At 67.1% G+C, this 13,979-nt stretch carries 12 protein-coding genes; 6 read left to right on the forward strand and 6 right to left on the reverse strand.

The window, feature by feature from the left end:
* Nucleotides 1–58 precede the first annotated feature (58 nt).
* The 4 genes from R4P95_RS16765 to R4P95_RS16780 form a co-directional block, all read right to left on the reverse strand.
* Nucleotides 59–1,141 carry a TIGR03857 family LLM class F420-dependent oxidoreductase gene (locus R4P95_RS16765; RefSeq protein ID WP_317745883.1) on the reverse strand — a complete coding sequence of 361 codons (1,083 nt, stop codon included), beginning with the start codon at nt 1,139–1,141 and terminating at the stop codon, nt 59–61.
* A complete protein-coding gene (locus R4P95_RS16770; protein ID WP_317745882.1) occupies nt 1,134–1,454 on the reverse strand; it encodes a hypothetical protein in 321 nt (106 codons plus the stop codon). The genes R4P95_RS16765 and R4P95_RS16770 overlap by 8 nt, the downstream gene beginning before the upstream one ends.
* A 74-nt stretch (nt 1,455–1,528) precedes the next feature.
* Nucleotides 1,529–2,548 (reverse strand): porin PorA family protein, encoded by a 1,020-nt coding sequence (locus R4P95_RS16775; RefSeq protein WP_317745881.1) that lies wholly within the window; start codon nt 2,546–2,548, stop codon nt 1,529–1,531.
* 301 nt (nt 2,549–2,849) lie between these two features.
* Nucleotides 2,850–4,592 (reverse strand): PEP-utilizing enzyme, encoded by a 1,743-nt coding sequence (locus R4P95_RS16780; protein WP_317745880.1) that lies wholly within the window; start codon nt 4,590–4,592, stop codon nt 2,850–2,852.
* A 393-nt stretch (nt 4,593–4,985) separates the two neighbouring features.
* Here R4P95_RS16780 and surE point away from each other — a divergent pair, with 393 nt between their 5' ends.
* Nucleotides 4,986–5,774: a 5'/3'-nucleotidase SurE gene (surE, locus tag R4P95_RS16785; RefSeq protein ID WP_317745879.1), complete on the forward strand. Its 789-nt coding sequence runs from the start codon at nt 4,986–4,988 to the stop codon at nt 5,772–5,774.
* Nucleotides 5,775–5,924: 150 nt separating this feature from the next.
* On the opposite strand, the gene R4P95_RS16790 is transcribed toward surE, so the two are convergent.
* Complete coding sequence (locus R4P95_RS16790) at nt 5,925–6,557, reverse strand: MarR family transcriptional regulator (RefSeq protein WP_317745878.1); 633 nt, start codon at nt 6,555–6,557, stop codon at nt 5,925–5,927.
* A gap of 41 nt (nt 6,558–6,598) precedes the next feature.
* Complete coding sequence (locus R4P95_RS16795; RefSeq protein ID WP_317745877.1) at nt 6,599–8,104, reverse strand: phage tail assembly chaperone; 1,506 nt, start codon at nt 8,102–8,104, stop codon at nt 6,599–6,601.
* Between the two features lie 149 nt (nt 8,105–8,253).
* Here R4P95_RS16795 and R4P95_RS16800 point away from each other — a divergent pair, with 149 nt between their 5' ends.
* The 5 genes from R4P95_RS16800 (at nt 8,254) to R4P95_RS16820 (ending at nt 13,957) form a co-directional block, all read left to right on the forward strand.
* On the forward strand, nt 8,254–9,456 hold the full coding sequence (locus R4P95_RS16800) for a cytochrome P450 (protein WP_317745876.1): 1,203 nt from the start codon (nt 8,254–8,256) through the stop codon (nt 9,454–9,456).
* Nucleotides 9,449–10,879 (forward strand): aldehyde dehydrogenase family protein, encoded by a 1,431-nt coding sequence (locus R4P95_RS16805; RefSeq protein ID WP_317745875.1) that lies wholly within the window; start codon nt 9,449–9,451, stop codon nt 10,877–10,879. The genes R4P95_RS16800 and R4P95_RS16805 overlap by 8 nt, the downstream gene beginning before the upstream one ends.
* The gene (locus tag R4P95_RS16810) at nt 10,876–11,682 is read left to right on the forward strand and encodes a coniferyl-alcohol dehydrogenase (protein WP_317745874.1); all 807 of its coding nucleotides are present in this window, start codon (nt 10,876–10,878) and stop codon (nt 11,680–11,682) included. The genes R4P95_RS16805 and R4P95_RS16810 overlap by 4 nt, the downstream gene beginning before the upstream one ends.
* Complete coding sequence (locus tag R4P95_RS16815) at nt 11,679–13,172, forward strand: pyruvate, phosphate dikinase (protein WP_317745873.1); 1,494 nt, start codon at nt 11,679–11,681, stop codon at nt 13,170–13,172. The genes R4P95_RS16810 and R4P95_RS16815 overlap by 4 nt, the downstream gene beginning before the upstream one ends.
* Nucleotides 13,173–13,249: 77 nt before the next feature.
* Nucleotides 13,250–13,957: a TetR/AcrR family transcriptional regulator gene (locus tag R4P95_RS16820; RefSeq protein WP_317745872.1), complete on the forward strand. Its 708-nt coding sequence runs from the start codon at nt 13,250–13,252 to the stop codon at nt 13,955–13,957.
* Nucleotides 13,958–13,979 lie beyond the last annotated feature (22 nt).

The raw sequence follows: 13,979 nt of genomic DNA on the forward strand, positions 1-13,979 counted from the left end.
ACGGGACGACGCGGATGGGGTCGGCGTGCCCCGCCGACCCCGTCCGAAAGTGAGCGATTCAGACGGATTCGATCGCTGCTGTGGGCCTTGCGAATTGATCGCGGTAGCTGTGGACGATCGGAGTGAGCTCGAGGGGAGTTGCCCCGTGCATGATGACGCCGTCGACACCGAGATCGAACTGACCTCGTACCTTGCGGGCACATTCGGCCGCGGTCCCGACTGCTGCGCAGTCCAACCACGAACGGGGAATAGTCTTCTCGAGCGCCCTCAGGGTGTCGATGTGGCGCAGTTCATCGGCCAATCGCCCGAGTCCGCGGACGACGTCGGCGTTGCGGAACCGGTCGAGGTCGGCGGGGTCCCAGTTGTTGGTCCGCACCATCAGGTCACCGTAGACCTGCAGATAGGTGGCCATGCGGCCGACTGTTTTGAGCAGGACCGTTTCCTCGCCCAGATCGGTGGTGACCGTGGCGTAGCAGGACCAGATCTTGATCGCGGCCGGGTCGCGGCCGGCCTGCTCGGCTGCTGTCCGGACTGCTTCGACGCATCGGCGGACGGTGTCGTCGCTGAAGAAGGTGTGCAGGACGACGACGTCGAATGCCCGTCCGGCCAGTGCCAGGGTGGAGGGACCGAAGGCGGTGATTCCGAGTGGGATGTGCTCGTCGAAGTCCTCGTTGAGGGTGATTTTGGGGAAGGCCCCCAGGGGACCGTCGTAGTCACGGATCGTCTCGCCTCGCCAGAGTCTGCGCATGAGCGCGGCGAAGGCCTCGAGTTGAAGGGTGGTTACCGGCGGTAGGCCGAGTCCGGCGAGTTGGGGGCGCAGGCCACGGCCGAGTCCGAGGGTGAATCGGCCGCCGGTGAGCCGGTGCATCGTGGTGGCGAATGCGGCGGTGATGGCGGGGTGCCGGGTGTTGTGATTGGTGGCGGCGGTGGTGATCCCGATCGATTCGGTGCTCGCGCCGGCGGCACCGGACAGTGCGCAGGCCTCTTTCACATTGAGGCGTTCGGACAGGAACGCCTGACCGAGTCCGAGGTCTTCGGCCTGGGCGAGTTCGGTGAGCATCTGCCGGGGATTTTCGACATGCCCACCGAGTGTGTAGAAGCCGAGTTGGTCGAGTCCGGGTGCCGTGCGGGGGTCAGACATCGGCCGGCTTAGGTTCGAGGTCCAGTTCGCCGGCGGCGTTGCAGTCGCGGGCGTGCTGGACTTCGCGCACGTAGTTCAATTCGCTGCGGCCGGCGGCGCGGCTTTGCGGGCCGTCCGCGGTGACCTTGGTGACGATGCTCGACGGCCCTCCCCCGGCGTCGGTGTAGGTCGGAGTGATCCGGTAGCTGTCGGCAACGTGCCCGGTACCCACCGGGTGAACGTCGATCGCGGTGATCGAGGTGCCAGTGGGCAGTTGATTCGCTGCGTGTAGCCGGGCTTGCACCCCCGCTGCGGTGAGGTCGTTGGCGTGCATGATGGCCTTTCCGAACAAGGGCGGTGGGGCGCGTCGGGCGGATGCCGCGACGCGCCCCTACCGCGGAATTGCGCTCAGCCGAGCGGTGCCACTTCGTCTTCGTCGAGCCGGGAACTGGTTACGGACGTGCGCTTCGAGTGGCGGCGAATCCAGGCCACCCCGATGCACACCGCACCCAGTAGGAGCAACGACAGCGGCGCGTAAGTGCCGATCATCGTCAGTTGGGAGCTGGCCTTGGCGGAGGCTGCTGCGCTGGCGGCGACGGAGGCATCGGTCAGTTCGGTGTCGATGGCTAGCACGGGCATCAAGCTGACAGTGCGTCCGCTGAGGTCGAGGTTCGCGATGACCTTCTGGTTCAGGGTGGCGTCGAGGGGTGCGCCGGTGACGGTGTCGGCGGCCAGGGTGATGGCGGTCTCGGCTGTGTAGTTCAGTGGTACCGGGTCAGCCAGGGTGTCCTGGGCGCCACCGATCTCGGCGGCGGTGTTCGCCGGCAGCAGCGGCAGGATGTTGGTCAGCAGCGACTTCGGCAGTGCCGGTGGCAGGCTGGCGGCCACGGTGGGGTCGGCGAGCGGGCCCTGGGCGTCGACGGTGTAGTTGTGCACGTCGCGTCCGGAGACCGTACCGCTGTCGACGTAGGTCAACGGGACGGTGGTACGGGTGGCAGTGTCGTAGAACTGGAAGTCGGAGGAGGCCGCGGGGTGCAGGGGCAAGGAGATCGTCAGACCGGCGTGGTCTTCGACGGCTTCGCCGGACGGGGCCGGTGCACTGTCGAGGGTGGTGCGGTCGAGAGCGTAGGTGTGATCGTTGGGGATGGCCCCGCTCGGGGTGTTCAAGGTGGTGTCGTCGTGCGTGACGGCGGTGTCGCCGGTGCTGCTCGAGACGTAGATGTGGCGATCGATCGTGACGGGCACGTCGCGGGCAACGGCGTTGGCGATGTCGCCGCTTTCCAACGCCTGTGCGTTGAGCAGGTCGGCGGTGCCGGTGTACTGAGCGGTGCTGTCGAGGTCGGTGGGCAGTTTCGTGGCGCTGGGGACGAGCAGGAAGCGGATCGCGGCCGCGGCCGCGACGAGTAGCAGGCCGACTACGAAAAGCATTTTCGAGGAACGCCCCTCGGCACGGGAGAACTCCTTGCCAAAGGTTGGGTGTCACGGAAGTGTCGGAACAGACGCGGTGTGCGGAGTGAGGGACCCGCGCGTGACGGAGGTGCGGGCCCGCGCCGCAGCAGTGTGGGCGCGTGGACGAAATCCGCCGGTGGCACGAGAAGGTCGACCGCGGTGCGCGGGACCGGGTAGTGCGGGGTGCGCCGCGCGAGGGGCACGAGTGGTCGGGCCGGTGGTTCCGCGGGCTGTCGCCGCCGCGGAACCACCCGGCTCCCGGTGTATTACAGGAACTAGCTCAGGGGGTGTCGATCACGGTGACGATGCCGGTGGTGCCGTCGACCTCGACCAAAGCACCGTTGGGAATCCGCTTGGTCGCATCGGTGGCCGAGACGATGCACGGGATACCGATCTCGCGGCTGACGATAGCTGCGTGCGAGAACGGGGCTCCGACGTCGACGACCACCGCGGAGGCGGCGACGAACAGCGGAGTCCAGGACGGGTCGGTGATCGGTGCGATGAGGATCTCGCCCGGTTCGAGAGCCGACGGGTCGTCCGGACTGGTCAGCACCCGGGCCACACCTCGGGCGGTACCGGTGCAGCCGGAGACACCGACGATCGACTCGCCCGTGGTCAGCATGGCGCCGGCGGCGCCGCTACGCAGCTCCCAGTTCTCGAGCGGCGGCACTTCCTCGGACACCACGAACGGCGGCTTGACGTCGAAGAGGCTGATGTAGCTCTTCTCCCGCTCGCGGAGGGTGTAGGTGAATGCTGCCGGGTTCGCGATGTAGGCGTCCAGCTCGTCGGCGAAGAGCATAAAGATTTGCTCGATACTGTCGAGCGCTCCCGCCTCGACCCCGCGACGACCGAGTTCGCGTGCCGGAAGCCGAATTTCATGGATCACCATGGCTGCGGTGGTGCGGGCGCGTTCACGGCCGCGCAACCACAGCGCGGCCGCGGACAGGGTCGCCTCGAACTGGGCGAGAGTCTCGGGATCACCGGCGAGAAGCTCGCGGACCAGGGCTGCCGCCGCTTCGCGTTCCTCACCCCGGATGGTGCCCTTACCTTCGGGTGCCTCGTTTTCACCGACTTGCCGCATGCGGTCGATGGTGCCCAGTGCCAGTTCCGGTTTCACACCCCAGGTCTGGGCGCGGATTTCCCATTCGGCCGGACCGCGGAAATCCCAGTCCGACAGGAAGGCGTCGAGATCGGCGCGGAACTGAACGACAGAGGGCTCGGTGCTCGCTGCCAGGCGGTCGTAGAGACCGGTGACACCCTCGTCGAACACGGCGGCGACAGCGGAATCCTGGGCGGCGCGGCTGAGGGTCCACATCCGCTTGGAGGGTCCGGTGGAGTCGACGTCACCGATGCCGCCGACCAGGGTCAGGGCGAGCTCGGGGCGGCCGACCGCCGCCGCGATCTGGGCGACCGCACCCAGGCCGACACCGGACTTCAGGCTGGCCTCGATGTGGCGCTTGAACAGCGGCCGCAGGATGTAATCGAAGGAGGTAATGCGCTCGCGCAGCTGCTGATCGGTCAGTGTGCTCATGTCGGGCCGGTCGGCGCGGATGCGCAGCACGTCCTGGCGGTCGGCGTCGTACTCGGGCAGACCGGTGGCCCCGATGACCTCCTCGACCAGCCAGGAACCGGCGCGGGCAGCGAAGTCCGGGTTCTCGTCGAAGTCCCGCTTCTCACTCTCATAGCTGGGAATGCCGGGCATGTCGCCGAAGTACTGCAGATCGACCGCTTCGGGAGACATTCCCGGCACCCGGACGCCGAACAGCCGCATCAGCGACATGTTGATGTACAGGTAGCTGCCGAAGGCCGGGAGGATGTTCTTCTCGACGTTCGCGTCGTAGAGGTCGTGATCCCAAACCTTGCAGGCGACGAAGGCATCCCGCCAACCCGGTTCGAGATTGTGCTGGAACCCTGCCGACGCGTTCAACGGGCTGATCGGATCGGGGAAGATCTCGCCGACGTTCGCGCGGGAGTACAGAGGAAACACCTTCGACACAGTGTCGTTGATTGGCCACTCAGCCATGTGATGCCTTCTTCCAGACAGAAAGTGTGGGGTATACCGGTCTCTTGCCGGAACGATGTGCACGTCACCACCCGTGTTAGCGACTGTGAATTCACATTCTTATGTGAGTGGCGTCACTCTGTCAACCCTCCAGCCAACCTTCGTGTCGATCCGTGGGACAAACCGGAGAAGGTCCCACTCCCTCACTTTCTGCTGCGTGACCCTGAAATGCACGGGACATTCAGAATGCGACCTTCTCCGATCGAGGTAGCCAGAGGGGTACCAGTCCCGAGTCTCACAACTTTCCGACGGAGTCAACGGTAGACAAAAGTGTGAACCCTAAGTCACAATCCTTGGATACGAGGTTGAGCTGGCGTCTGTTTGTGGAGGTCGGCGTGGAAGGAGAGCGCTCAGATGCGCATTTTGGTCACCAACGACGACGGCATCGATGCCCCCGGCCTGCATGCGGTGGCCACTGCCCTGGCAGACGACGGTTACGAGATCACGATCGCCGCACCACGCGACGAACGCAGCGGTAGTGGCTCGTCACTGGGCACCCTCGAGCACGAGGCGGAGATCTCGTACGTGGAACGCCGGTTCGCGCATCTGCCGGGAGTGCAGGCGATCAGTTACGACGCCCCGCCCGCGTTTGCGGTGTTCGCGGCTTGCGCCGGAGTGTTCGGCGCCCCGCCGGACCTGGTCGTCAGTGGCATCAATCCTGGTCCGAACACCGGCCGGATGATCCTGAATTCGAGCACGGTGGCCGCTGCGTTAACCGCGTCGACCCTCGGTGTCCGCGGTCTCGCCGTCAGCTGCGGGTTTCCACCGGATCACCGATTCGATACCGCCAGCCGGATCGCGGTGTCGGCAGCACGGTGGATGCTCGCCCACAGTCCCCGGCGGACCGTGCTGAACATCAACGTGCCCGATCTCGACGTCAGCGACGTCAAGGGCGTGCGGATGGCGCCGCTGGCACCGCGCGGACTTCTCGGCCTGACCTTCGACAAGACCTCGGAGGTGGTGCGGCTGCTGCGCTTCGCCAATACCGAACGACTCGGCACCGGCACCGACTCGGCCCTCGTGCGTGATGGTTACGTGTCGATCAGCGCGATCACGGCCGTGGAGGCCACTTCTGAGGGTTCCGACGTCGCGGCGCATGTCGAGGGGTGCCTGCCCCTCCCGGCCGCGGTCACCGAGTCCTAGAACGCGCGCACCCAGTGTTCGACCGACCACGCCATGCTGTGGTCGATCGAACCTTCTTCCTTGTTCTTCTGTAGTGCAACAGCATCATTCGCTCCACAAGAAGAGGCGGTCCGGTCATCGACCGGACCGCCGTTTCTTGTTGCGCTGGTGTCAGCCTTCGTCGGCGGCGCCTCGGGTGCGGCCGGTGCTGAGGATGAGGTCTTCGTGCAGTTCCATCCAGATGTCGTGGTAGCTGTCGTACATCGGCCGCGCAAACGAGGCATTGTCGCCGGCGCGGACCCGGTCGAGGGCGGCGGAGAGGCGGGGCATGTACCGGCCGAACCGCGGCAGTGTGTTCGCCAGTTCTTGTAGCGGCACCCGGAGCTGTTTGTCGGTCCGGGCCAGCTGGTCGACGACCTCGCCGTCGTAGGCCGGGTCGTTGTGATCGTTGGGGGTGTCGTCGCTGCGCATCTGCCAGCGTTGGCAGATCTTCTTGAAGTCGGAGTTGATGGGCAGGAAGCGTTCGTAGAAGGCTTTCAGCGCGTCGGCCGCGCCGGTGGTGGCCGGATCTTGTTCGAGCAGCCGCAGATGTTCGGTCTTGCCGGCGGGGGTCAGCATTGATCCCGGCATCCGTCCTTCCCGGCGTACCACCAGCCCCTGCTCGACGAGCGGGTCGAGGATGGCGGGCAGGTCCTCGACGGGCACGCCCGAGAGGGCGCTGAGCACCGCGTCGCCTGCAAGCCCCTTCACTCGCAGTGAATGCAGGACGTCGAAGGTGAGCTGGTCGTTCTGGGTGTGAACCATATCTGGCTCCTGTTCGGATCGATCGGTGGGATGGAGGTCGGTCACGAGCTCGCCAGATACGGCGAGCGGAGGGCCTTTTTGTTGAGTTTGCCCGTGGGCAGGCGCGGTAAGCGGTCCACGAAGTCGACCGACCGGGGGGCTTTGAAGCTGGCCAGGCTGGCACGGCAGTGATCGATGAGGTTCGAAGCGGTGGCTTCATCGGCCGCCACACCCTCGCGCAGCTCCACCATCGCCTTGACCTGTTCCCCGAATTCGGGGTCGGGGATGCCGAAGACGGCGGCGTCGACGACGTCCGGGTGACGCACCAGAGCGGCCTCGATCTCCTCGGGGTAGATGTTGACTCCACCGGAGATGATCATGAAGCTCTCCCGTCCGGCAAGGTAGAGAAAGCCGTCCTCGTCGAGATAGCCCCGATCGCCCATGCTCTTCCAGGTATCGGTGGTGTTGTCAGCGGCGTTGACGTAGGCGGAGGCGGTGGGCGGCTCGAACCACACCTTGCCGATCTCCCCTGCCGGCAGCGGGTTTCCGTCGTCGTCGGTGATGTGCACGCGGGTGCCGCCCAGGGGGCGGCCGACCGAGCCGGGGTGGTCGGCGGATTCGGTCGCGGAGATGTAGGTGTGCCCGTAGCCCTCGGAGGCGCCGTAGTACTCGTGCAGGATCGGCCCCCACCACGCGTTGATCTGGTCTTTGACCTCGATAGGGCACGGCGCGCCGGAGGTGACGGCGGTGGTGTGCGCCGTGGAGAGGGTGATGGCGTCCCGGTCGGGCAGGGCGAGGATCCGCAGCAGCATTGTGGGCACCCACTGGGAGTGGGTGACTGCGTAGGTGGCGATCGCCGTCATGGCGGCGGCGGCGTCGAACCGTTCCATGCACACCACCGTGCCGCCGGCGGCCATTGTCATCAGCTGGAAGGTGAATGGTGCGGCGTGGTAGTTCGGGGCGGGCGAGAGCAGCACCGTGTTCGAGTCGATGCCCAGTTTCTCTACCAGGCCCGCGTGGCGGGTCGGGGCCTCGGCGGGGTGGATGTCGAGCAGTTTCTGCCGGAATGCCTTGGGCCGGCCGGTGGTGCCACCGCTGTAGAGGACGCGGGCACCGAACCGTTCGTCGGCGATGGGCGTGGCCGGCTGGTTCGCGATCGCGGCGGCGAGGTGTTCGAATCCGGGTGCGGGATCGGTGCACAGATTGAGCGCGGTGGGCCCGTCCGGAAGGGCGGCGGCGACGGCTTCGGCCAACGAGCCGCTGGTGACCACCGCGGCCGGCGCCGCTTCGGTCAAAAGCGCGGCGAGCTCGGCGGGGGTCAGGTGCCAGTTCACCGGGGTGACGTACAGGCCCGCGCGCATTCCGGCGGCGACCACCACCGGCCACTCGATCCGGTTCTCCATCACCAGGACGATGGAGTCGCCGGCCGTCACGCCGTGAGCGCGTAGCAGGTGGGCGAGTTGGTTGGACTGCTCGTCGAGCTGACGGTAGGTCAGCGAGGAACCGGAGCCGGCCATCACGAAGGCGAGGGAGTCCGGGTGCTCGGTGGCGATTGCGGGTGGGTACACAGGGCCTCTTTTTGTGAATGTTTCGTCACTATCAAGGTCAGGCTACAAGTGAATCGACTCATCTTACAAGGGGTATTTTCAAATTGACGGATCTGTGATTTAGTGACACTCATGTCACAAACGGACGTGACCGTGACGGGAGACATCCAATGACCACCAGCAGTGGTATCGACCTGATGGACCTGAGGGCCTTCGAATCCGGCTACGCGGATGAGGTCTTCGCGCAGCTGCGTGAAGAGGACCCTCTGCACTGGAACGAGGAACCGAACGGGCCGGGATTCTGGTCGGTGACCCGATACGCCGACGTCAAAGCCGTCGCTTCGGACCACGAGACCTTCACCGTCACCGAAGGTACCCAGATCGCGAGCCGCCGCGCCGAGGGCGAAGGCGCCCGCAGCATCCATCACGTCGACCCGCCCGAGCACGGGCCGCTGCGCAAGATTGTCACCCCGCACGTGCGCCCGGCCAAGGTGAAGACGCTGACTCCGGACATCGAGGCGGTGATCGACGAGCTGCTCGATCAGTCCGTCGGTGCCGGGCCGATCGACCTGGTCGCGAACATCTCCGCTCAGCTTCCGCTGGTGATGATCGGCCGCCTGCTCGGCGCCCCGCTCGAGGACTGCCCCAATCTGCTGCGCTGGACCAACCAGATGGCCTCGGAGGATCCCGACTACTCCGAGGGCCCCGAAACCGCGGTGCGTGCCCGTGACGAGGTGTTCACCTACTTCCGGGGCCTCGAGACCGAGCGGCGCGCCTGCCCGGCCGACGACCTGATCAGCGTGCTGACCGCCGCCGAACTCGACGGCGTCCCCCTGGCCCGCGGTTACCTCGACGCCTACTACCTGATCCTGATGGTCGCCGGCAACGAAACCACCCGGAACCTGCTCTCCGGCGGTGTCCTTGCCCTGCACGAGAACCCCCAGTGGTGGGACATGCTGCGCGAGAATCCGGGCAAGATCCGCACCGCGGTCGAGGAAATGGTGCGCTACATTTCGCCGGTGCTGTCGATGCGGCGCACCGCCACCCGAGATGTGGAAATGCACGGCAAGACCATCAAGGCCGGCGACAAGGTGGTCATGTGGTTCTGCTCGGCGAACCGGGACGAACGGGTCTTCGAGGACCCGAATACCTTCCGCGCCGACCGATTCCCGAACGAGCACCTCGGTTTCGGGTGGGGTGATCATGCCTGTCTCGGCGCCAACCTCGCCCGCCTGGAGGCGAAACTGTTCTTCACCAAACTCATCGAGCGCGGCATCGACCTCACCGTCGTCGACACCCCGAAACGGTTGCAAAGCAACTTTTTCCGCGGCATCAAAACCCTTCCCGTGCGATTGGAGCAGCGCCATGGCTGACTCGTTCGACCGAGCCGGATGTCTGATCGACGGCGACTGGTTCGTGCCGGACGGGCCGGTGCTCGAGGTGATCGACCCGTACACCGAAACGGTGATCGGCGAGGTCGTCGACGCCGGGGCGCAGGTCATCGACGCCGCCGTCCGATCAGCGGCGGCCGCCCATCCGGCATGGCGGGCGACCGACGTCGCCGAACGCGCCGCACTGCTCGACCGGACCGCGGATCTGCTCACCCGGGACGCCGACGCCGTCGCGGGCATCGTCAGCCGCGAGATGGGGATGCCGATCTCCCTCGCACAGGTCACCCAGGCGCAGCTTCCCGCGGATGTGCTGCGGGCCACCGCCCGGACCGCGGGCAACTTCCCGTGGTCGCAGGACATCGACGGTGCGACCCTGGTGCGCCGGGGCAGCGGGGTCATCGCCGCGGTCACCCCGTGGAACATGCCGGTCCACCAGATCGTCGCCAAGGTCTCCGCCGCGCTGGCGGCCGGATCGACGGTGGTGCTCAAGGCGTCGGAGATGACGCCGTACGACGCGAACGCCCTCGCCGCGCTGTTCCTCGAGGCGGGCTGCCCGCCCGGGGTGTTCAATGTCGTCACCGGCACCGGTGCGGTCACCGGGTCCGCCCTCGTCGCGCATCCGCAGCTCGCGCACGTCTCCTTCACCGGCAGCGTCGTCGCCGGCCGCACGGTCGCATCCCTCGCGGCGCAGACATTGACGCGCTGTACCCTCGAACTCGGCGGAAAGTCGCCCGCGGTGGTGCTACCGGACGCGGACCTCGAGACCGCGCTCACCGGGGTCGTCGCCTCCGGTCTGGTCAACTCCGGGCAGGCGTGCAACGCCACCACCCGGCTGCTGCTGCCCCAGGCGCGCGCCGCGGACGCCACCGACATACTGAAAGCGGCGGTCGCGCAGCACATTCTCGGTAATCCCGCCGATCCCCGAACCCGGCAGGGTCCGCTCGCGTCGGCGCGACAGCGCGACCGGGTCCTCGACTACATCGGTGACGCCGTCACCGCGGGCGGGCATTTGATCACCGGCACCGGTAAACCGTCCGAGGTGTCCCCGACCGGCTTCTTCGTCGACCCCACCATCGTCACCGGCCTGCCCGAGGACGCCCGCGCGATCCGCGAGGAGATCTTCGGCCCGGTCATCGCGGTGCAGACCTACACCGACGTCGACGACGCGGCACGGATCGCCAACGACTGCGCGTACGGGCTGTCCGCCGAGGTCTGGTCCGCCGACGTCGACCGCGCCCGCGCGCTCGCCGGCCGCCTCGACGTCGGCCAGGTCAAGATCAACGGCGTCCGCACCCGCAACCGGCCCACAGTCCCCTTCGGTGGCGTCAAGGATTCAGGCTACGGCCGCGAACTCGGCCACCTCGGCATCGAGGAGTTCACCGACGTGACGGCGGTAATGTCATGACCAACACCACTTTCAACGGAAACGTCGTCGTCACCGGTGGCGCCTCGGGAATCGGTCTCGCCCTCGCCGACCAGTTGAGTGCAGCCGGTATCGCGGTCTACGCCCTCGACCGGCGCGACTGCCCGATCGGATCGGTACGCACCCTGTTGTGTGACCTCGCCGATCCCGGCTCCATCGCCGACGCCGTCGCGGCCCTGCCTGACGAGATCACCGGGCTGGCGAATGTCGCCGGTGTCCCGGGCACCGCCGCCGCCAAGACCGTGTTGGCGGTCAACCTGCTCGGGCCGCGCCTGCTCACCGAGCTGTTACTGCCGCGGATGGCAGAAGGATCGGCGATCGTCAACGTCGCCTCCGTCGCCGCGCACCGCAACACCGAGACGCCGGAGTCGATCGACGCACTGCTGCAGGTTCGCGACCACGCCGACCTGAACACCTGGCTTCGGGACCACCCGGTCAAGGGCCCCGCCGCCTACGACACCTCCAAACGCGCCCTTATCGACTGGACACAGCTGCTGTCGGCGAAACTCACCGGACGCCGCATCCGGGCCCTTTCGGTCAGCCCCGGCCCGGTCGAGACACCGATCCTCGTCGACTTCGAGGCCAGCATGGGCGCTGACGCGATGGCCCGTTCCCACAACGCCGTCGGCCGACACGGCTACCCCCACGAGATCGCCGCTGTCGTCGCGTTCGCCCTCTCCCCCGCCGCGTCCTGGCTCAACGGCATCGACATCCCGGTCGAAGGTGGCCTGTTCGCCACCCGCGCGGCCGCCAAATCCCTAGTTTTCGAAGGACTCTCGCTATGAACTCCCCTACCCCCACAGAGCACGTGATCTCCCTCGACGGCACCCGCACCGGCACCCGGGAAATACTCGGCGGCAAGGCGTACAGCGTCAACAAGATGCGGGCCATGGGACTGCCGGTGCCTCCGGCCTTCGTCCTGCCCACCGGTGTCTGTGCGATCTACCACGACAACGGTCGCTCCCTGCCCGACGAAATCTGGCAGCAGGTCCTCGAGCACCTGCGCGGGATCGAGACCGAAACCGGCCGCCGCTTCGGTGCCGGACCCTCCCCGCTGCTCGTCTCGGTCCGCTCCGGCGCAGCGCAGTCCATGCCCGGCATGATGGACACCGTCCTCAACCTCGGCCTCACCCCCGAGCTGTGTGAGGCACTCGCCACCGAGACCGGTGACCAGCAGTGGGCGACCGACACCTGGGAACGCTTCTGCCACAGTTACGCCGCCATCGTCGCCGATAACCCGGACGCGCAGCCACCGAGTGATCCGTTCGAGCAACTGCGCGCGGCGATCGGCGCCGTCTTCGACTCCTGGACCAACGAGCGGGTCAAGGCCTACCGGGCCCGGCACAACCTCGGCGCCGGCGCCGGCACCGCGGTGACCGTGCAGGCGATGGTGTTCGGCAACCGCGACGAACAGTCCGGCACCGGAGTGATGTTCAGCCGGGACCCCGCTACAGGCGACAACACGCTTTATGGCGAATGGCTCGCAAAGGCCCAGGGCGAGGACGTCGTGTCCGGGGAGAAGACCCCGCACCCCCTCGTCACCATCGGTGAGATCCTGCCGGAGGTCTACCCGGAACTCGAGCGCATCGCCGACGTTCTCGAACGCGAGCACCACGATCTGGTCGACATCGAATTCACCGTCGAAAGCGGACGGTTGTACGTGCTGCAGTGCCGGGCCGGGAAGCGTTCCCCGCGCGCGGCGGTCCGGATCGCCGTCGACCTGGTCCGCGAGGGCCTCATCACCGCCGACGAGGCGGTCACCCGAATCTCGGCCGAACAGGCCACCAGCCTGGCGACGACCCACGCCGTGCACGCCGACCGGACAGTGCTGGCCACCGGCCTCGGCGCCGGCCCCGGTGTCGCCGTCGGCCAGGCTGTCAGCGACATCGACCAGGCCCTCGACCTCGCCGCGGCCGGAACCCCGGTCGTGCTGGTGCGTCCCTCCACCGCCCCGGACGATGTGCCCGCGATGTTCGAATCGGTGGCGGTCGTCACCGAACTCGGCGGCGCCACCTCGCATGCGGCGCTGGTGTGCCGGGAGATCGGATTGCCGTGTGTGGTCGGCGCCGGAGCTGGCGCGGTCGCGAAGCTGACCGGGCTCACCGTCACCGTCGACGGCGCCACCGGATCGGTGTACGAGGGCGACGCCCTGCACACCCCGGACCAGGCCGCCGTCGACGAATACCTCACCGCACTGCTCGGCTTCCTGCCCGACACCGTCCCGGCAAATCACCCGCTCGCCTCCCTGCGCTCGGCGCACCTGGAACGGGCATAACGTGAGGTCAGCACGATGCGACAAATGGTTTTAGTGATATCGTGTTCGCAAACGAGGGCGTCGGAGAGGAGGCACGGATGACCACACCACATCCGGCCACCCCGCGCACCCTCGACGACGTCTACACCCACGTCGGCCTCGTCGAACCCGGCGCGGCTGCCCCCAAGCGTCCCAACAAGCGCGGGGAACTCACCCGCGAACGCATCGTGCAGGCCGCCATCGAATGCTTCAGCGAATACGGCTACACCCGCACCCGGGTCTCGGACATCACCCACCGCGCCAAGACCGCGCAGGGGAACTTCTACCGGCACTTCACCGACCTCGACGACGTATTCCTCGCCGCCATGCACACCGGCCTGCAGGAGCTCTCCGAAGCCACCAGCCGCAAGGCGACCACCAGCGGGGAACTCGAAGCGCTGATCGAGGTCAACATCACCTACCTGCACGCCTACTCCCGGCACCGGCACATCCTGCGGTTGCTGCGTGAAGCCGCCGCCGCCAGCGCCAACGAGGGATTTCAGCAGTTGTGGCTGCAACTTCGCGCAGACTTCATCGCACGCACTCGCCGCTGGCTGCAGAAACTGCACGACCGCGGGGAGATCGGGGACACCAACCTCGATCTGCTCGCCGAGTCCCTCGGCTGCATGACCGAGCAGATGGCCTACGTGCACGTGGGCCTGCCCGCCTCGACGCCCAAACGTGAACGTATCGACGAACTCGGCCGCTCCCTCGGTGAGGTCTGGTTCCGGGCGCTGCCCCCGGCCGCGCCGTCCGCCGAGCGCTGATTGCATGGGCGCCGGTTCCCCC

The sequence above is a fragment of the Rhodococcus sp. IEGM 27 genome (assembly GCF_033142305.1).
Classification (GTDB): Bacteria; Actinomycetota; Actinomycetes; order Mycobacteriales; family Mycobacteriaceae; genus Rhodococcus_F; species Rhodococcus_F oxybenzonivorans.